Raw genomic sequence first — 17,089 nt, 5'->3', positions numbered from 1 at the left:
TTCCTTCGCACGAAAGCCTGCTGTTCATTACCAGAAAATGTCAAACTTAGGATACTCCGAAATTATTCTGCTAATCGCCATTGGGCAAATGACGATGCTTGCTTTTGGTGCCCTGCGAAAAGGAGCCATTCCCTACGCACAGTGGCTCACTTACTCCTGGGCTTGGCTAACGATCCTCAGCCTGATTTTCTACTTTGGGCCAGCGCTCAGTGTTTACCTGGTTTTGCCAGCACCAGTTCTTTTAAGGGGCTTGCTGCTTAGCTTTTTCGAAAAGCCAATTCCCAAGTCATACACCCTACAGCTATTGCCTCCTTTGATCATAGGCATTATCATCTTCTTTGTTCCATTAGTCACCGGGCCCCTAGCTGCTATCTATTTGATGTGGGAAGCTTACGCTCTTATCAAAACCTACCTACTTTATTCCAGGCTTAAAGGCATCGACACCCCTGGCTCCGGCAGCAAAAAAGTAATCTGGCTGAAGTTCTTCTTCCTGATGGTGACCACCATGATGGTATCGGTCGTTCTGCGGGAAGTCTGGCCCTTAGCATCGCCACAGATACTGTTCATCACCTGCGCTTTTGCGCTCTCCACTCAATCGGCCTGGTACTTTTCGGGGCCAGGTGCACATGAACCACTGAAAAGCGAGCAGAAATACGGCAGCTCATCTCTCGATCAGCCTGAAAAATACAGGATCATGAATGCGCTGGATCACCAGCTGACAGAAAAAAAATATGCACTGGAGCCCGATGCCTCCCTGGCCGGACTGGCCAAAAAGGTGTTCGCATCACCACATCAGCTTTCTCAGGTGATCAACGAATCCAAGGGGATGAGTTTCTTTGACCTAATGGCCTACCACAGAGTGCTGGAAGCTAAAAAGTTGCTTCGCAAAGAAGAGAATAAGACACTGAAGATTGAGGAGATAGGTGAAATGGTGGGCTACATGTCCAAGTCCTCCTTCAATACTGTTTTCAAGAAATTCACCAGGCTTACACCATCACAATACAGGGATCGGGACGTTCGACATGATGATCTCGAACGCCGACATGAGGCCAACATACCTCAAAACCTCGTTATGCACGGTACTTTTGGTTCACTACAAATCACAGGTATCATGCTCAACAACTTCATCAAAGTTTACTTTAGAAACCTGACAAGAAAGAAGGCCTTTACCTTCATCAACATGTCAGGACTGGTCATAGGAATGGCCAGCGCCATGCTCATTTTCATTTACATCCAGCATGAACTGTCGTACGACAGATTTCATCAAAGGGCCGAGGACATATACCGGATCGCTTTCATGTCGAGCAATCCGCAAACCCGCACGCCTCACCCCATGGCACTGGAGATGGTGAAAGAGTTTCCTGAAGTGGAAGCGGCAGTTTCCCTAACCCCTCTTTATGGGCCTGGACTCACCAAGCAGTCCATGTATATCCGAAACCCCGAGAAAGATGTCATGTTCCGGGAGCCTGACGGCTATGCTGCCGACAGCACTTTCTTCAGGGTTTTTGACTTTAAGCTGCTGGTGGGCAACCCTGATGCTGCACTGAAAGAAATAGGCGGCATGATCATCTCGTCTTCGATGGCCAAAAAGTACTTTGGCGACGAAAATCCCCTCGGAAAAGTGCTTGAAGTAGATGCCGAAGGCCACCCAGTTATGATCACAGGTATCATGGAAGATGCGCCGGTTACTTCACACTTTCACCCTAATTTCATCATCTCCTATGTCACTTTGAAATACATGGACCCAACAGACTCCTGGTTTCAGTGGGACGATTACGGCCATTTCAACTATTTAAAGCTGCAGCCTGGAGCTGATGCCCTGGCACTGCAACAGAAAATCCCAGAGTGGATGCATCGCAATGGTCACATCAGCGACCAGTGGTACGCTGGCTTTGAAAGTGGTGAAGTTAGGTTCGACCTGCAGCCCATCACTGACATCCATCTCAAGTCGCATATCCGCTGGGAGCTTGAAGCCAATGGCAATGTTGTTTACGTTTACATCCTTTTTGCAGCCATTGCCTTTATCCTGGCTATCGCTTCTATCAATTTCATCAACTTGTCTACCGCCCGGGCTTTCGAAAGGGCCAAAGAGGTAGGCGTGCGAAGAACACTCGGAGCCAACAGAACGGGCATTTCCTGGCAGTTTCTGTCCGAAGGCATTTTCACTTGTTTGCTAGCCTTAACCTTGGCCTATTTGCTGGCCCTTCTGGCTTTCGACGGCTTCAAAAATTTAACTGGAAAGCCATTCGTTTACAGTGATCTGTTCACCACGCTCAATACACTTCTTGGCCTTTTAGTAGTGGTTATTGTGGGAACTATCGCCGGCCTGTATCCGGCCCTCACGGTATCCCGAATCAAAGCCGGCGAAATATTAAAAGGTAAATTTGTGACCGGTACCAAAAGCAGTTTGGTAAGGAAGACGCTGGTAGTGATCCAATTTTCTGTCTCGGCCATTCTCATTTTTGGCAGCACCATTCTGGTGTCGCAGGTAAAATACATGGAGGAGGTGCCCCTGGGATATGACGATCAGCAGGTGCTCGTGGTAGAACTCAAGAGCAGAAATGTGGTGGAAAGCCTGGAGGCCATGAAAAATGAAATCAGCAAGGTGCCCGGCGTCATAGACATGGGAGCGGTATCCAACCTTCCGGGCACCCAATTCAATCAAAATGGCATCTTTCAAATTGGCGCACCCGACATCAATGTGGATGTGTCAGAAATGGGGATGGATTTCGATGCTAAAGCTCCACTTGGCCTGGAACTGGTATCAGGAAGGTGGTTTGATAAGTCGAACGGCATGGACTCCCTTGGCAGGTCTTACATATTGAATGAAACTGCAGCAAAAGGCCTTGGTCTGGCCGACCCTCTGGGTAGCCGACTCCTTTGGGATGACGAGGATGCTGTGCTTGACGGTATCGTGGTTGGCATCGTAAAAGACTTTCATTTTCAGTCGTTGCATGTGCCCATTCAGCCCCTGTTGATCACTGTCGATTACGACGAACTCAACTTTCTGCTTGTAAAACTAAATGGCGGAAATATCCAGCAGGCTGTTGCCGAGATTGGCAAGATTTACACAGGCTTTGACCAAAAATTTGGCTATGAAGCGTATTTTATGGATCAGAAGAACCAGCAACTCTACACGGCAGAAAAACAGGCACTCAGGGTATTTAATCTCTTTGCAGGCATTGCCTTGTTACTTGCCGCCATGGGACTTGTTGGTCTGGCCTATTTGATGATGGTGCAGCGCACCAAGGAAATGGGCGTAAGAAAGATCCTCGGAGCTTCTGTTGGCAATCTACTTTGGCAGGAAAATTTCAGCTTCCTGAAGCTGATTGCCATAGCCTTCGTACTCGGTTTGCCAGTTGCCTATTTCACCATGAACGAATGGCTGGCGGGTTTAGCCTACAGAGTGCCCATCGGCCTACTTCCCTATGCCATCACCATCGCCATTATCCTTGCTATCGCCAGCTTGAGTGTGACGCTCGCCGTACTAAAAACGGTAACGGTGAATCCAAGTCATGCCTTGCGATACGAATAGTCAACTTATGCAGAAGAGTTTTCGTTGACATGATTTTTAGCCGACAAATCAATTTGTCGGCTACATTCATTTTTGCGTTTATGAAAAGTAAGACGGTGAAAGTATTGGCGATTTCAGGTAGTATCAACCCTGGCGCAACCGCAGGGAGGCTTCTACAAGCTATTGAAAGGCTCGCCGGCCCTGGCTTTCAATTCACTATTTTTGAAGGGCTGGGCAACATCCCCCACTTCAATCCTCAACTATCCGACAGTACGACAAACGAACATGTACTGGCCTGGAGAAATCTCTGGAAGCAAGGCGGCGCCGTCATCATCTGCACACCAGAGTATGCTTTTGGAATGCCTGGTGTATTAAAAGACGCCCTCGACTGGCTGGTAGGCAGTGGCGAAGTATACCACAAGCCATTGGCAGCTTTGAGCTACTCTCCATCTATGATGGGAGGCGAAAATGCGCTCTCCACGCTGCTCCTCACACTGAAAGCCCAAAACGCAGACTTTGATGAAAGCACCACCTCAACCATTCCGGCCATCAGGCAACGATTTTCACTTGAAGGAGAAATTACGGACCCCACCCTTTCTACTCTCCTTACCAAAGTTCTTGAGTCGCTCGCTAACAAATGTGAGAAAAAAACTGATTCCCACTGACACAAGGTTGTCAGTGACCTGCGTTCTTTTGCACCCAATAACAACGAAGCGCAGTAATGACGAAGATTGACCTCTCCAAAACCGACAAAACATATTACACAGCCAAACAAAAGCCTGAGCTATTGAAACTGGCACCTATGCAATACCTGGCTATTGCAGGCCAGGGCGATCCGTCATCAAAAGGTTTTGCTGAGTGCATAGAAGCTCTCTACTCGGTCGCCTACACCATTAAATTTGAGTGGAAAGCTGCGGAAAAGGACTTCGTGGTGCCAAAGCTGGAAGGGCAATGGTGGTTTGATGAAGACAAGTATGGCGGGGTATCCATGACAGACGCTCCCACCAAAATCCCCAGGTCAGAGTGGATGTTTCGTTTGCTCATAAGGATGCCAGAATTTGTAAAAAAGGAGAATATTGCCACTGCCGTATTCAACGTTGCTAGCAAAAAAGGACTGGCACTCGCCAGGCAGGTAGAGCACTTTGAAATGAACGAAGGTAATGTTGTGCAAATCCTCCATGTTGGCCCGTTTGATCAAGAGCCCGAAAGCCTGGGTAAACTACAGGGGTTTATTGAAGCCAATGGCTTGAAACGGAACGGCCTGCACCATGAGATTTATCTGTCGGACTTCAGGAAAACAGCCCCGGAAAAATTAAAGACAATTTTGCGGGAGCCGGTAAAATAACCTTTTCAAAACTTTCTCGTTAAGCAGATCATCTCTAAATTTGAATATCAATAATTGATGTATCAATAATGAAAGATGATTTGTCGCAAGTTGTGCTCTTCATGCTCGACCAAACCAACAAGCTGGCCAAGCAATACTCCCAAAAGGAGCTGGATAAGAGAGGTGCAGGCATCACTGTCGACCAATGGGTATTGCTAAAAGTGATTGAATCCGACCCTGGTCTCTCTCAGCGTGACCTGGCTGAAAAGTCAATTAAAGATCCGGCTTCCATCACCAGAATGCTCGATTTACTGGAAAAGAAAGGCCTTATTCAAAGGGAGGCTATAGAAGGTAACAGGAGGCAATACATGATTACAGTTTCCAAAGAAGGACAAAAATTCATCAATAAGCATATGGACATGGTACAAAGTCACCGGGCCAAAAGCCTGGAAGGGTTTTCTAAGAAAGAGGTAAACAAGCTGAAAGACATGTTGCTGAGAATCCAGGGAAACATGATGTAAAAAAATTTCTATATACAATTGATATATCAATAATTGATAGTAATGAAAATAATAATTACAACCATCGGAATCCTTTGCGGCGCTGTGGCAATGTTGTTTAACCCCACCCCTTCTAATCAAACCAACAGCATTCGCAAAAACGGAATGGAAGTCACCTGGGCCTACGAGAACAACCGGGTGCAATTCGAAATGAAAGCCCCGACAACGGGCTGGATGGCCATAGGCTTCAACGAGGCGGATCAGTTGAAGAACACCTACCTCATCATGGGTAGCGTGGTCAACAACTTGGTGAAAGTGAAAGAACACTTTATTGTCGAGCCGGGAGACTATCGGTCCATTGAAACTTTCGGAGCTCCCGTATTGGTCGACGCTATAGAAGGCCTGGAAAATGAAGAGGGGACAGTAATCAGGTTCTCATTGCCTATAGAGGCAATTGACGCCTACCGCAAGAGTTTAGAGCCAGGCACACACTACTCCCTATTAATGGCCTTTAGCCTGGAAGATGACTTCCAGCATCATTCGGTCATGCGAACACAAACAACAATTCAATTATAAAACTCAAACAATTGCTAAACATGAACACAAACATTTCAAACATTATGATGACCGTATTTGGCACTATGGTATTTAGTATTGCTCAGGGGCAGGAAACTGGCGTGGAAGAGGTAAAAAAGACGGTCATGCAATTCGCAACAGCAGCCGACTATCAGGATCCGATTATCCTTGAAGAAGTACTGGACACCAACTTCAGGGTGGTGATGAACCGCCTCTTTGGCTCAGATGGTGTGACGATCATGCCCCGGGAAGTTTACCTGGCCAAAATCAAAAACAAAGAATTTGGTGGAGACAAAAGGGAGGTAACTATTTCCAATGTGACTATCAATGGAAATACTGCCAACGCTCTGGTAAGCTTTAAGAGCAATAAAATGACTTTTGTTTCTACCCTGCTCCTGGTTTTGACCAGGGAAGGTAAATGGAAGCTGGTAGCTGACCTGCCAAACGTGATTTAACAATGTGAGGCTGTCTCTACCGTTGGCTTATAGCCAATGCCTTGAGGCGGCCTCCAATTTACGTCCCGGCAGATACGGTAATGTGTTCCTCCCTTGTTTTAAACTTGCGCTGAAAGAAAATGATCGCAGGTGTAAAAATTACGGTCGGGATAAGCCAAAGCAGCCATTGATACTGCGAACCTCCCATGATACGGTCACCGTTTTGCACTGCGAAAGCTGTAATGGCTGCAATATAGCTGCCACCAATGGCACTGATATGCTGACGCAACCACCACAGTTTATAGGTCTCTTCCTTCGGCTTTAGTAAAAAAGCCAAATCTCTGTAGGAAGCAAAAGCAGTGAAAAAACCGAAAATGTAACTGAGGATAGCCAAAGACGCTCCAAAACCATCGACACTTCCCACATAGAATCCGTAGCCCACCAATCCGACACCAAAAGCCATAGTAAGTCCCGAAGCACCCAGGTCAGCCCAGGTGTGCTCCCCCAGCTTCTTGCGTTTGGTCACCCTATAGCCAGTGAAAGTGGCGTAGAAGCTCACTACCCCTACGACCATGAGGAAGGCACTGAACCGGTAGAAAGCGATGATAAGTATGGCAGAAACAAATATCCAGGCCATTCCCAGCACATACGCTATCCCCAGCTTTTTGTGGAGATTGCCGCCCTTCTTGCTAATGAAGTTGAGCAGGCCAGTGAGTAGCACCAATGCACCTGCGGAGGCGTGAGAAATAAGTATCGCTTTTTCCATATCGTTTCCTTTTGATCAAAGAAACGCCGCAAAAAGTGACTATACCACAAAGAAATGCTGAACCGTCGATTTACAATGACGAGTTGTGCGGGATACTGGATGTAGCTATTAAATGGTTGTTTGTTCAAGCAACTCCCTGAGAGCGCTCATCGACTTGGTCATTTGATAGTGAACTATGGGGTCTGTGATAAGCCGTGGTACGGCGCTTGGCTTGGTGCTGACCTGATAGCTGATTTCGACTACGTCAAATCCCAAAGATCGGATCGTCCATTTTCCCTGCACCTGTTCCATCCTTTCGGCGCCCTTCTTCAAAGGAAGGACATCTTCTACACTTTCAATAGCCACCTCAATAATATTACCCTTCTCTACCAGAGAGTGGCGAAGCACAGCATCGTGGTCGTTCAGTGGCCAGGGCAGGTCGTATTCAATATATGTGACCCAGGTGTGTTTCTCGTTGTTGAGCACATCGTAGGCACCGGCGCCGATATTCCACTGCATTCCCTTATCAGCATTTCTCAGCATTTCTACCACCACCGCAGAACTACTCCTGGCAGTAAAGACAGCTTTCACCTCCCGAACATCAACACCATATCTGTTAACAATGGGCCGCTCATGAAGGGTAATGTTTTCCCTGGCGTACACCTGCCTGAAGCCGGCTTCTTTGGCAACATCAGTTTTGTCCGGCGAAATAGACCAGGACGATGTGAAAAGGATAACAGCGGAAACGAACTTCAACATCTTAACAAAATGATAATAATACCACAATGACGAGCGGGCGCAAAAATAGTTGCTGTTCGTGAATAAAAAATTTATTTCTTTTAATAAGGCGCAAAAAAAGGCCTCAAGCATTCTTGAGGCCTTTCACTTATATCACCAATGTGATCTATTTCTGAGACTCATACTTCCGCTTGAAGCGGTCGTACAGCATTTGCTGCTTGCCATCCAGTATGATGCCTTTGCCCATAATAAAGGCACTGGTCACCTTGCTGGTGCGCATATCGAGAATATCTCCTTCAGACACCACGATATTGGCATCTTTGCCGTTTTCCAGTGTGCCGGTCGTGCCATCGATGCCCAGTATCTGCGCAGTGTTAGAAGTAATCATCTTCAATGCCTCCTCTTTGCTGATACCGCCATAGGCTGCTACTGTTCCTGCTGTGAAAGGCAGGTTCCTTGAGCCATGAAGGGTTTCATAAGTCAAACCTACTTTGATACCTGCATTAGATAGAATGGCTGGCAGTTTGTAGGCCAGGTCATAGTCTTCATCCTCTCTGCCCGGGATTCTGTGCACGTCTGTCAGCAACACCGGAATGTCGTTGTCTTTCAGAAAATCGATGCAGTTGCCTGCGTCAGTTCCGCCAACAAGAACGATGCTGGTAGCACCGCTCGCCTTGGCAAACTGAATGCCTTCCATGATCTCCACTCTCCTATCGGCATGAACAAACAGCTTTTGTGCGCCGGTAAACAAACCTTTCATCGCTTCCAGTCTTAGGTTGGTCACCGTAGGCTGTCCTTCACTATAGGCTTTTGCGTCTGCAAAAAACTTCTCCAGCTTATCAATCGACGATTGGTAATTGGGGTTCTTGCGAGGTTCTGTCTCGCCCATCCACCAACGTGGCCCAAAGGTCTTGGTAGGCCAGTTCAGATGAATGGCATCATCAGCTTTGTACTGAGCATCTTCCCAGTTCCAGCCTTCCAGCATCATGATAGAAGACGTGCCAGTAACCAGGTCGCCCTGCGGGGTGCTCTGAGCAAGCAGAATACCGTTGTAGCGCAACGTAGCAATCACTTCAGAATCTGTATTATAGGCCACGAGGCTTCTCACGTGTGGATTCAGGTCTCCCACTTCCTCGCTGTCAATAGACGCTCGCACTGCAGAGATATCCTCAAGGCCCAAGGTAGTATTAGGCAGGATCAGGCCCGGATACACATGCTTGCCTGCGATATTGATGACGTCGAATTTCGTCATGTCTAACCGCACAACAGTGGCATCACCCACGTTGGTGATTTTGCCGTTCTCAAAAGTCACAAATGAATTTTCAATCACCTGGCCATTGCCAATATGCGCCGTGCCATTCATTAGCAGGATAGGTTTCTCCTGTGGCCCTACCGGCTCAGGCACCTGAGCTTTGGCTTGTCCTGCTATCAACAAGCAGGTTGCAATTATATATTTCAATTTTTTCATCTCGTTTAGCTTTTAAAGTGGACGATTAGTCTTCCTGCGAAGCTTTGATCATGTCGCCAAGGTATTCGTCTTCGCAATCCCATCTATGCTTGTACTGACGGCTTGGTCTTTGCGTTGGAGCACCAGAAGCCTTCGCTGACTTCATTTTGGCAATAATCCTGGCTCTTTCATCCTGAATGGCGTCTCTCATTTGTGCATCTTTCTCAATATCGAAGTACACAATGCCATCTACCATAGTCTTCTCTGGTTTGGCATAAATAGATAGCGGATGATCGTTCCATAACACAAGGTCTGCATCTTTGCCTACTTTAATGCTGCCCATTCTGCTGTCGAGGTGAAGTAGTTTGGCTGGGTTGATGGTCACCATTTTTATGGCTTCCAACTCACCCATGTCGGCATACTTGATCGATTTGGCAGCTTCCTGGTTCAGGCGGCGGGCCATTTCAGCATCGTCGGAGTTGATAGCCACCGTTACACCGGCCATGGTCATCAGCGCAGCATTGTAAGGAATCGCCTCACGGACTTCGTATTTGTACTGCCACCAGTCCGCAAAGGTACCACCACCCACGCCATGCTCGGCCATTTTATCCGCTACTTTGTAGCCTTCCAAAATGTGAGTAAAAGTGTTGACACGGAAGTTGAACCGTTCAGCCACCTTCATCATCATATTGATTTCAGGTTGCACATAAGAGTGGCAGGTCACAAAACGCTGTTTGTTCAATATCTCAGCCAGTGCATCCAGCTCCAGATCCTTCCTTGGCTTCACTGCTGTTGCTTTCGCCTTGGCAGAAAGGCCATTGTAGGCTTTCCACTCCTTGTCGTATTCCCCGGCCCTGGTGAAGGCATCAGCCATTACCTGCTCCACGCCCATCCGGGTTTGAGGGAAACGGATGTTGCTGGTGGGAGGTCGGTTGGACTGCTTTACGTTTTCACCCAAAGCAAACTTGATGTACTTATCAGCACCTTTGATCAGCAGGTCCTGAGGCGCTGCTCCCCAGCGGAACTTGATCAATGCCGACTGGCCGCCAATAGGGTTGGCCGAGCCATGCAGTAGCTGAGCGGCTACCACACCACCAGCCAGCTGACGGTAGATATCGGAGTCCTCAGAGTCAATCGCATCTTCCTGGCGTACTTCAGAAGTAACAGCTTCAGAACCTTCGTTCACGCCGCTAAGTGCAATATGCGTATGCTCGTCGATGATGCCCGGGGTCAGGTGTTTGCCAGTACCGTCGATAGTTACAGCGCCAGACGGAGCGGATAGCCCCTTGCCTACCTGCGCAATCTTGCCGTTTTGTACCAACACGTCAGTGCTTTCCAGCTTGCCGGCATCTTCGCTCGTCCAAACCGTGGCACCTTTGATCAGGTATGTTTTGGCTGTTGGAAGCTCTTCGTTACCGAAAGCGACAAAAGGATACATGATCTTACCAAGATCAAGCGCTTTGTCGCTGTCTCCGTCCTCTTTCTTCTCTTTCTCTTCAATGGCGCTCTGGTAAGTAGCTGTCCACTTGATCCAGTCGCCGTTTTCCAGCTGACCATCACCTTTGAAGTTCTTACCATTTAACCAGCCACTCAGTCGGATGTTACCATCTTTTTTCTTTTCAGGCTGAAAGCTCAGGCTGATGTTCTGCCCATCAATAGTCGTTTTGGCATCTACAGAAGTTGAGTCGTTCACTTTCACTTTAGCCTTCTGTGAGCCTGCTTTACCTGAAATCTCCAGTGTATAGCTGCTGCCTGAGTAGCTCAACTGATAGTTGCCGGCATAATCAGGAGCGCTCATGTCGGTCACCTCATATTTGTTGCCCTGAACCCAGTTTTCGTAGATAGCTGTTTTCTCGTCAAACAGGTTGCCTGAAGTAATCAGGAAGTTGGCCAGCATGCCTTTCTTCAGACTGCCTACTTTGTCAGCGGCCTTCACAAGGGATGCTGGCGTGTAAGTAATGGCCTTCAGGGCTTCCTGCTCGCTCAAGCCATACTTAATGGCTTTTCTCACGTTTGGCAAAAAGTCAGCCGGGTCTTTCAGATCGCTGGCGGTGAAGGCAAAGGTGATGCCGTTTTTGGCTACTGCTGCTGCGTTGGCAGGTGCAAGCTCCCAGTGCTTTAGCTGAGAAAGCGACACATTCAGTGCGTCGTAAGGGTCGTCTACATCGTAGGCAGCGGGGTAGTTCACCGGAATGATCAAAGAAGCCTTCGTGGCCTTCACCTCGTTGATGCGCTGGTACTCATCGCCCGAGCCTTTGATGATGTACTGAACGCCGAACTCATCGCCCACTTTGTCGGCCAGCAGAAGTCTCAGCTTGTTATCAGTTTCGAAAATTTGTGGAAGGCTTTGAAGCGCATTGAATGCCTCAAGGCTCACATTGGTTTGCCCCTTGTTGAGTGGTGATGTGTACCACTGAGCATCGTAATAGGTTTGGCGAAGCAACGCCACATAGCCCATGATCGAGTTAGGGTAGTTTTGAGTGGAGCTACCTTTGTCGAATGCATAGTTGGCAGCTACTCTTTCTTTCACAATCACTTCGTTCACCGGGCCATCGCTGAGCGTCACCAGGGTGGCGCTTCCTCTCACAATGCCGTCGGGCCTGAAGGCCAGCACAGTGCCAAAGCCTTGCTTTCTCCACTTCTCGGCTGTTTTGGCATCGATGGTAAACTCGCTGGCTCCGTCGAAGTCGGCTTTGATGGCGTCGTTCCAACCATAAGCTTCCTTGCGATCCGAATCAAGCTGTGGAGGATCCATAAAGCTTCTCCTTCCCCGCTTCACCTCAGGCATACCATAACTGGTATAAGGGTCTACGATAGAAGGATAAATGAATTTTCCGCCAAGGTCAGTAACGATGGCGCCTTTGGGGATGGCAACACCTGCTCCGACCGCTTCCACGAAGCCGTCTTTCACAAGTAATGTTGCATTCGTTAACGTTGTTTGATAATCCACCACCACGGTGGCGTTCGTAAAAGCATAAATATTTAGCCGTTTATCCTGGGCACCATTCACAGGAAAGTTTTCCTGAGCCAGTGCCGGAGTCAAGACCATACTTACGCCCATAAACAGGAGTATTAATCTCTTCATGTCCTCAATGTTTTTTGGTTTTCTAAGAGAGCGAAGATACAAGGAAGAGGATCAAATAGCGGCTGGATTTATACAGGTGGCTATGTTGATAAAATGTCGGAATTATTAGTCTATTTATGAAATAGAGCCCTTCCGGAGAAAAGTCATGCCGCCGATATTTACCTCACATAAAATGTCGTTGATATGAAGTAAAGTGGCCGTTTTGCTAATTTCACGGCTGATGGTATGTAAAAACTGCGGAACGGTGTTTCAGGGGAATTTTTGCCCGAATTGTGCACAAAGCGCCAAAGTGGATCGCTTTGATATGAAAACATTGTTGGGGGAGTCTTTCGAATCGTCGCTCGATATCGAAACGGGCCTGTTTGGCACCCTCAGAGAACTAGCGATACGCCCGGGACAAGCCATTAGGGGATATATCGATGGCAAGCGGCTCAGTCTTTATGTGCCAGCCAAATTCTTGTTGTTGGTTGGCGCTGTTACCACCATTCTTTCTATCCGCTACGGCATCTTCAAAGTGGCTCAGGAAAACAACTTTTTTGAAGACTGGCATTGGTACAAAATGCATTTCGTTGGTTTCTGGGACTTTGCCAACGAGTATTCTACCCTCATCAACATTATTGCCATTCCTATCTATACTTTTTCCACCTGGCTTTTTTTCAAACCCATTGGCGACAATTTTTCGGAGCACCTGGTGATGAACATTTATGTAACCGCCCAGCAGCTGGCACTCATCGTCATCATGTTCCCATTTCTTCAGCTATTCCCGGATGCCAAGGCGGCTATCATAACCGTTTACACAGCAATGGTGCTTCTGTATAATATTTGGGTTTACACCACTTTCTTTCGAATGAAAAACTGGATGGGTGTTACGCTGTCGATCATGGCCACAGCCTATGCCCAGCTCTGCACCATCATTATGACACATTTGACTTTCCTGGCACTGGATATGTTGAACTTGCTGCCTTATCTGGAGTTTGAGTTGTAAAAAGGCAGCGGAAAAAATTGTATCTTTAGAATACAAGTTCAACTTAAAACACCCACCAGCGATGCTCTACGTAATGGTTCAATTTCGTGTAAAAGAAGGCCATGTGCAGGAAGCCGAAAAGCTGATACGTGACTTTATCGACAACATCAGAAATAACGAGCCTGGCACGCTGGCCTATCAGTCATTTCAATTCAATCACGACATCCAGGAGTTTGTGCACCTAATGTGCTTTACGGGTGAGGATGCTGACGAAAAGCACAAAGATTCCCCCTATATCAAGCAGTTTGTGGACACCCTCTACCCTATCTGCGAGAGCGAACCCAGGTTTCATCACCTGGGGTTGGTGGCGGAGAAATGAAATGGAGCCTCTAAACGAAAGAACTGCCAACTCAAGCTGGTTTCTTTTCATATTGATTTCTGCGAGTTTCGTTTCGGTGAAATTCTTTCCGATCCAGAGTTTGCCTCATGCATTCGTCAACCCTCAGTTTAATAGCTAGCTGGTAAAGGCGAGGATTATCTGCTCTATAAGTCACCAGCAGCGACACGTCCACATAGGGACTATTTTGAGCATGATCTCATGCCCTCAACGAGCCACGGAATCCCCTGGCACCATAGTAAGACTCAGCACCGTTGTGGTACAGAAAAACATGATTGAAGCGGCGGTCGCAGAAGAGTGCCCCGCCAAGTTTTCGTATGGCAGGAGGCGTTTGCACCCAGCTTGAGGTTTTCAAGTCGAACTCTCCGAGGGTTTGCAGAATGCGATACTCTTCTTCGGTCAGCAACTCAATCCCCATGCTAGCGGCCATGTTGGCAGCGCTGTCGGCTGGCTTATGTTCTTTCCTCGACTCCAACGCCTCATGGTCGAAACAAAGGCTTCTACGGCCTTTCGGGCTTTCAGCCGAGCAGTCATAAAAAATGTACTCCCTGGTGTTGTCATCAAAGCCGACGACATCAGGCTCACCGCCTGTTGTTTCCATGTCATCAAGCGCCCAAAGTTTGCCCGGGTTACCTTCCAACCTTGCCTTCACTTTGGCCCACTCCAGTCCTTTGTGGCGATTCATGTGCTTCTCAAAGCGGGTCTTCAGGGTATTGAGCAGCTCTTCGCTTTGTGCTGGTGACAGTTCTTTTTTTGACATCTGGCTAATCGTTTAGTCCTTTTCCATCCAAAATATGCTGCATATACTTTTCGATCCTTGCCTCCCGGGTTTTGGATTGCTTGGGTTGAGAAAAATGCAGCAGATACCCCCTTTGCCTCCCTGGCGTCAATGCCTCAAAAGCAGCTTTGAAACCAGGGTTTTCGTCCAGCGTCTGGCGAAACTCATCCGGCATATTGAATTCTGATGTTTTTTTGAGCACTACCTGAGCGCCAGATTTTTCTACCTGTATAGCCTCAAGGAGATAGTCTTTGATAACTGGCTCCATCTCTGCTACCTGCTCAGCACTGGTAAACCGGAGTTGGCGTGCCACCTGAACATTCTCAGTTTGCTGAATGAGCAAGCCATGCTCGTCCTCCAGCAGCACACCCTTATGAAAAAGCACGGCGCAGTATTCCTTAAAACCATGGATCAACGCCACATTGTTTCCCTGCAACGTGTAGCAAGGCTTTCCCCACTTCAACTCCTCCTCCAGCTCGGTGTCGAGAATAATCCTCCTCAATTGATGGAAAGCCTCCTGCCAGCGGGAAGTTTTACTGAAAAAAGCATCGATACTGGGGCTCATATGGCTCATGTGGCTAAATTTAGGTGAGAGGCAGTAAAAACACAATCCGAGGCATACATATCGCTACCGGCTCAGGCAACTGAAGCAAGTTTGCGGGACGACGGCCTGAAATACCACGACACTACAGTCAGCACCAGCAACAACGTTGGCCCAAAGAGCTCCATGGGATCGCTGTCGGCAGCTACATGAGAAAAGATGGCGCCCACCATATTGAAGAAAAAGCCAGCATAAGCCCACTCCTTCAGCAGAGGGAATTTGGGGACAAGCACGGCCACCACTCCCAAAAGCTTCAGCGGGCCAAGTATGGTGAGTATGTAGCTGGGGTAGCCCAATTGAGTCATTTTCTCTACCTCTTCCTGCATTTTTATCAGCTGCACGATGCCAGTTGAAGTCATGCCCAGAGCCAGCCAAATGGTGGCAATCCAGTAAATGATTTTCTGTGTTTTTGTCATGGTTAGTCGCTTTGTGTGTTCGGGTGTAAGTTTTAATATCTTTCAGGAATTAGCTACGGCCTAATATTTCCTGGATGCGGTTGTGGGCCATATTGATGCCTTGCGCAAAAGGCAACTGTAATATTTGGTCACGGATGGCCACCGACCTGTAAACGACGTGCATGGTGAGTTTGCTGGTATCGGCACTCAGCTTTTCAAATTCAAGGAACTCCAGCTGCACGCCAAATGGTGCATTGTCCATTTCAAAAGTCCTCGTTATCTTTTCATTGGGAACGAATTCATGTATTGTCCCATTGAAGCCATGCTTGTTCCCTTTTGGATCGGTGGTTTCAAATTGCCAACTGCCATGCTTTTTACTTTCAAGCTTCAGCACTTTCGTGCCCATCCATTGTTCCACAATCCCTGGCTCTACATAGGCCTTAAACAGCAGTTCCAATGGCAAATCAAATTCTCTCGTGATCAGCAATTCCTGCTTGCCATCTTCGGCGTGAATCTTTGTTTTTCGTTCCATAAAATCCTTTTTACCGGGTTTTGTGCTGTTTCATCACAGCTTCCAACTTATTGAACCTGTCGTCCCACATTTTGCGAAATGGTTCAATGAAATCGGCTACTTCTTTCATCTTTTTCGCATTGAGGTGATAGGAAATCTCCCTTCCGTTCTGCTCTTGCTCAAGCAATTCGCATTCAGTGAGAATCTGCAGATGCTTTGACACCGTCGGCCTGGCAGTGTCGAAGTTGGAGGCGATGGCTCCTGCTGTCATCGACTGGGAAGCCACCAGGAGAAGAATGGCCCTCCTTGTGGGGTCGGCTATGGCCTGGAAAACGTCACGTCTTAAATTCATTATGTAGCTATTTGACTACAAATATATATGTAGTTATTTAGCTACGCAATAATTTTATGGAATAATCAGCACTTTCCGACAGGGTCAGGGCATTTCGGGGGCTCGCAGGCAAACTTACACTACCCGCAAAATCTTCTCCATCTTGCGGCCTTTTGCCAGCTCGTCGACCAGCTTATCCAGGTATCGGGTTTGTTGTGTCAATCGATTTTCGATCTCTTCCACCCGATAGCCGCAGATGACGCCGGTGATCAGGTGAGCATTGGGATGGAGCGAGGCACCCTCAAAAAATTGTTCGAATGTGGCCTTGTTTTCAATGAGCTCGTGTAGCTTTTTTTCATCATAACCAGTTAACCACTCAATAACCTGATGCAATTCAGCTTTGGTTCTACCCTTCTTTTCAACTTTCGTTACATAATGCGGATACACCGAAGCGAATGTCATTTTCGCAATACGCTCATCATGGTGACTTGTGTCCTTCATATTCGATCTGTGTTCTAGCTAATTTCGATGCTGCCAGCTGGCACGATCCTGTTAACTAGTTTGGGTAAACAAAAATACACAAAGTGGCGAGAACTACGTTCGAAAGCATTTAGAAGCCCAGGGCAAATGCATTTAAAACTATTTAGCTTTGAAATTCTTCCTTTTTACCCTGACCCTAAAGGGAAAGGAGAATTTCAAAGCTGTTTCACCCTTAAGGGCAGGGGTAGAAAAACAGCTTTGATAATAAT

19 protein-coding genes are annotated in these 17,089 nt (G+C 47.6%); 9 read left to right on the top strand and 10 right to left on the bottom strand.

What is annotated here, in order from left to right; translation table 11 throughout:
• Window positions 1-37 precede the first annotated feature (37 nt).
• The 6 genes from RIF36_RS07080 (at window position 38) to RIF36_RS07055 (ending at window position 6,369) form a co-directional block, all read left to right on the top strand.
• Window positions 38-3,535, top strand: coding sequence for an ABC transporter permease (locus RIF36_RS07080; RefSeq protein WP_350121693.1), 3,498 nt, complete (start codon window positions 38-40; stop codon window positions 3,533-3,535).
• Between the two features lie 80 nt (window positions 3,536-3,615).
• A complete protein-coding gene (locus RIF36_RS07075; protein ID WP_350121695.1) occupies window positions 3,616-4,179 on the top strand; it encodes an NADPH-dependent FMN reductase in 564 nt (187 codons plus the stop codon).
• A gap of 56 nt (window positions 4,180-4,235) precedes the next feature.
• On the top strand, window positions 4,236-4,859 hold the full coding sequence (locus RIF36_RS07070) for a GyrI-like domain-containing protein (RefSeq protein ID WP_350149326.1): 624 nt from the start codon (window positions 4,236-4,238) through the stop codon (window positions 4,857-4,859).
• A 68-nt stretch (window positions 4,860-4,927) separates the two neighbouring features.
• Window positions 4,928-5,359: a MarR family winged helix-turn-helix transcriptional regulator gene (locus RIF36_RS07065; RefSeq protein WP_350121699.1), complete on the top strand. Its 432-nt coding sequence runs from the start codon at window positions 4,928-4,930 to the stop codon at window positions 5,357-5,359.
• A 42-nt stretch (window positions 5,360-5,401) separates the two neighbouring features.
• On the top strand, window positions 5,402-5,914 hold the full coding sequence (locus RIF36_RS07060; RefSeq protein WP_350121701.1) for a DOMON domain-containing protein: 513 nt from the start codon (window positions 5,402-5,404) through the stop codon (window positions 5,912-5,914).
• Window positions 5,915-5,934: 20 nt separating this feature from the next.
• Window positions 5,935-6,369 (top strand): nuclear transport factor 2 family protein, encoded by a 435-nt coding sequence (locus tag RIF36_RS07055; RefSeq protein WP_350121703.1) that lies wholly within the window; start codon window positions 5,935-5,937, stop codon window positions 6,367-6,369.
• Between the two features lie 58 nt (window positions 6,370-6,427).
• Here the strand turns inward: RIF36_RS07055 and RIF36_RS07050 are convergent, their stop codons facing one another.
• The 4 genes from RIF36_RS07050 to RIF36_RS07035 form a co-directional block, all read right to left on the bottom strand.
• Complete coding sequence (locus RIF36_RS07050) at window positions 6,428-7,114, bottom strand: hypothetical protein (protein ID WP_350121705.1); 687 nt, start codon at window positions 7,112-7,114, stop codon at window positions 6,428-6,430.
• A gap of 108 nt (window positions 7,115-7,222) precedes the next feature.
• Complete coding sequence (locus tag RIF36_RS07045; protein ID WP_350069796.1) at window positions 7,223-7,852, bottom strand: SRPBCC family protein; 630 nt, start codon at window positions 7,850-7,852, stop codon at window positions 7,223-7,225.
• A 145-nt stretch (window positions 7,853-7,997) separates the two neighbouring features.
• Window positions 7,998-9,299, bottom strand: a complete 1,302-nt coding sequence (locus tag RIF36_RS07040; protein WP_350121707.1) for an amidohydrolase family protein — start codon at window positions 9,297-9,299, stop codon at window positions 7,998-8,000.
• 25 nt (window positions 9,300-9,324) lie between these two features.
• Window positions 9,325-12,363, bottom strand: coding sequence for an amidohydrolase family protein (locus RIF36_RS07035; RefSeq protein ID WP_350121709.1), 3,039 nt, complete (start codon window positions 12,361-12,363; stop codon window positions 9,325-9,327).
• Between the two features lie 304 nt (window positions 12,364-12,667).
• Between RIF36_RS07035 and RIF36_RS07030 the strand changes: the two genes are divergently transcribed.
• Together RIF36_RS07030 and RIF36_RS07025 are read left to right on the top strand one after the other, a co-directional pair.
• Window positions 12,668-13,348 (top strand): DUF3667 domain-containing protein, encoded by a 681-nt coding sequence (locus RIF36_RS07030; protein WP_350069804.1) that lies wholly within the window; start codon window positions 12,668-12,670, stop codon window positions 13,346-13,348.
• 61 nt (window positions 13,349-13,409) lie between these two features.
• Window positions 13,410-13,706 carry a putative quinol monooxygenase gene (locus tag RIF36_RS07025; RefSeq protein ID WP_350069807.1) on the top strand — a complete coding sequence of 99 codons (297 nt, stop codon included), beginning with the start codon at window positions 13,410-13,412 and terminating at the stop codon, window positions 13,704-13,706.
• A 217-nt stretch (window positions 13,707-13,923) separates the two neighbouring features.
• Here RIF36_RS07025 and RIF36_RS07020 read toward each other — a convergent pair whose 3' ends face one another.
• The 6 genes from RIF36_RS07020 to RIF36_RS06995 all read right to left on the bottom strand — a co-directional run bounded on the left by RIF36_RS07020 (window position 13,924) and on the right by RIF36_RS06995 (window position 16,841).
• Window positions 13,924-14,484 carry a DUF4256 domain-containing protein gene (locus RIF36_RS07020; protein ID WP_350069809.1) on the bottom strand — a complete coding sequence of 187 codons (561 nt, stop codon included), beginning with the start codon at window positions 14,482-14,484 and terminating at the stop codon, window positions 13,924-13,926.
• A 4-nt stretch (window positions 14,485-14,488) separates the two neighbouring features.
• Complete coding sequence (locus RIF36_RS07015) at window positions 14,489-15,076, bottom strand: YdeI/OmpD-associated family protein (RefSeq protein ID WP_502880843.1); 588 nt, start codon at window positions 15,074-15,076, stop codon at window positions 14,489-14,491.
• Window positions 15,077-15,138: 62 nt separating this feature from the next.
• The gene (locus RIF36_RS07010) at window positions 15,139-15,519 is read right to left on the bottom strand and encodes a DoxX family protein (RefSeq protein WP_350121711.1); all 381 of its coding nucleotides are present in this window, start codon (window positions 15,517-15,519) and stop codon (window positions 15,139-15,141) included.
• 49 nt (window positions 15,520-15,568) lie between these two features.
• On the bottom strand, window positions 15,569-16,030 hold the full coding sequence (locus RIF36_RS07005) for an SRPBCC domain-containing protein (RefSeq protein ID WP_350121713.1): 462 nt from the start codon (window positions 16,028-16,030) through the stop codon (window positions 15,569-15,571).
• A 10-nt stretch (window positions 16,031-16,040) separates the two neighbouring features.
• Complete coding sequence (locus RIF36_RS07000) at window positions 16,041-16,361, bottom strand: metalloregulator ArsR/SmtB family transcription factor (RefSeq protein ID WP_151998973.1); 321 nt, start codon at window positions 16,359-16,361, stop codon at window positions 16,041-16,043.
• 114 nt (window positions 16,362-16,475) lie between these two features.
• Entirely contained in the window at window positions 16,476-16,841 is a 366-nt protein-coding gene (locus RIF36_RS06995; protein ID WP_350069818.1) for a DUF2200 domain-containing protein, read from the bottom strand.
• A gap of 60 nt (window positions 16,842-16,901) precedes the next feature.
• Between RIF36_RS06995 and RIF36_RS06990 the strand changes: the two genes are divergently transcribed.
• The coding region (locus tag RIF36_RS06990; RefSeq protein WP_350121715.1) for a hypothetical protein at window positions 16,902-17,089 on the top strand (188 nt) is incomplete at its 3' end.

This window comes from Imperialibacter sp. (genome assembly GCF_040222815.1).
GTDB lineage: Bacteria > Bacteroidota > Bacteroidia > Cytophagales > Cyclobacteriaceae > Imperialibacter.
Note: the sequence above shows the minus strand (reverse complement) of the source record. Positions and strands in the feature narration are given on the sequence as shown.

What these genes read in the sequence shown, in the direction of transcription:
- RIF36_RS07055 (WP_350121703.1), top strand. Translation starts at nt 5,935, where the DNA reads ATGAACACAAACATTTCAAACATTATGATGACCGTATTTGGCACTATG.
- RIF36_RS07045 (WP_350069796.1), bottom strand. Translation starts at nt 7,852, where the DNA reads ATGTTGAAGTTCGTTTCCGCTGTTATCCTTTTCACATCGTCCTGGTCT.
- RIF36_RS07070 (WP_350149326.1), top strand. Translation starts at nt 4,236, where the DNA reads ATGACGAAGATTGACCTCTCCAAAACCGACAAAACATATTACACAGCC.
- RIF36_RS07035 (WP_350121709.1), bottom strand. Translation starts at nt 12,363, where the DNA reads ATGAAGAGATTAATACTCCTGTTTATGGGCGTAAGTATGGTCTTGACT.
- RIF36_RS07005 (WP_350121713.1), bottom strand. Translation starts at nt 16,030, where the DNA reads ATGGAACGAAAAACAAAGATTCACGCCGAAGATGGCAAGCAGGAATTG.
- RIF36_RS07065 (WP_350121699.1), top strand. Translation starts at nt 4,928, where the DNA reads ATGAAAGATGATTTGTCGCAAGTTGTGCTCTTCATGCTCGACCAAACC.
- RIF36_RS07075 (WP_350121695.1), top strand. Translation starts at nt 3,616, where the DNA reads ATGAAAAGTAAGACGGTGAAAGTATTGGCGATTTCAGGTAGTATCAAC.
- RIF36_RS07000 (WP_151998973.1), bottom strand. Translation starts at nt 16,361, where the DNA reads ATGAATTTAAGACGTGACGTTTTCCAGGCCATAGCCGACCCCACAAGG.
- RIF36_RS07025 (WP_350069807.1), top strand. Translation starts at nt 13,410, where the DNA reads ATGCTCTACGTAATGGTTCAATTTCGTGTAAAAGAAGGCCATGTGCAG.
- RIF36_RS07060 (WP_350121701.1), top strand. Translation starts at nt 5,402, where the DNA reads ATGAAAATAATAATTACAACCATCGGAATCCTTTGCGGCGCTGTGGCA.
- RIF36_RS07040 (WP_350121707.1), bottom strand. Translation starts at nt 9,299, where the DNA reads ATGAAAAAATTGAAATATATAATTGCAACCTGCTTGTTGATAGCAGGA.
- RIF36_RS07015 (WP_502880843.1), bottom strand. Translation starts at nt 15,076, where the DNA reads ATGAGCCATATGAGCCCCAGTATCGATGCTTTTTTCAGTAAAACTTCC.
- RIF36_RS07030 (WP_350069804.1), top strand. Translation starts at nt 12,668, where the DNA reads ATGAAAACATTGTTGGGGGAGTCTTTCGAATCGTCGCTCGATATCGAA.
- RIF36_RS07080 (WP_350121693.1), top strand. Translation starts at nt 38, where the DNA reads ATGTCAAACTTAGGATACTCCGAAATTATTCTGCTAATCGCCATTGGG.
- RIF36_RS07050 (WP_350121705.1), bottom strand. Translation starts at nt 7,114, where the DNA reads ATGGAAAAAGCGATACTTATTTCTCACGCCTCCGCAGGTGCATTGGTG.
- RIF36_RS06995 (WP_350069818.1), bottom strand. Translation starts at nt 16,841, where the DNA reads ATGAAGGACACAAGTCACCATGATGAGCGTATTGCGAAAATGACATTC.
- RIF36_RS07010 (WP_350121711.1), bottom strand. Translation starts at nt 15,519, where the DNA reads ATGACAAAAACACAGAAAATCATTTACTGGATTGCCACCATTTGGCTG.
- RIF36_RS07020 (WP_350069809.1), bottom strand. Translation starts at nt 14,484, where the DNA reads ATGTCAAAAAAAGAACTGTCACCAGCACAAAGCGAAGAGCTGCTCAAT.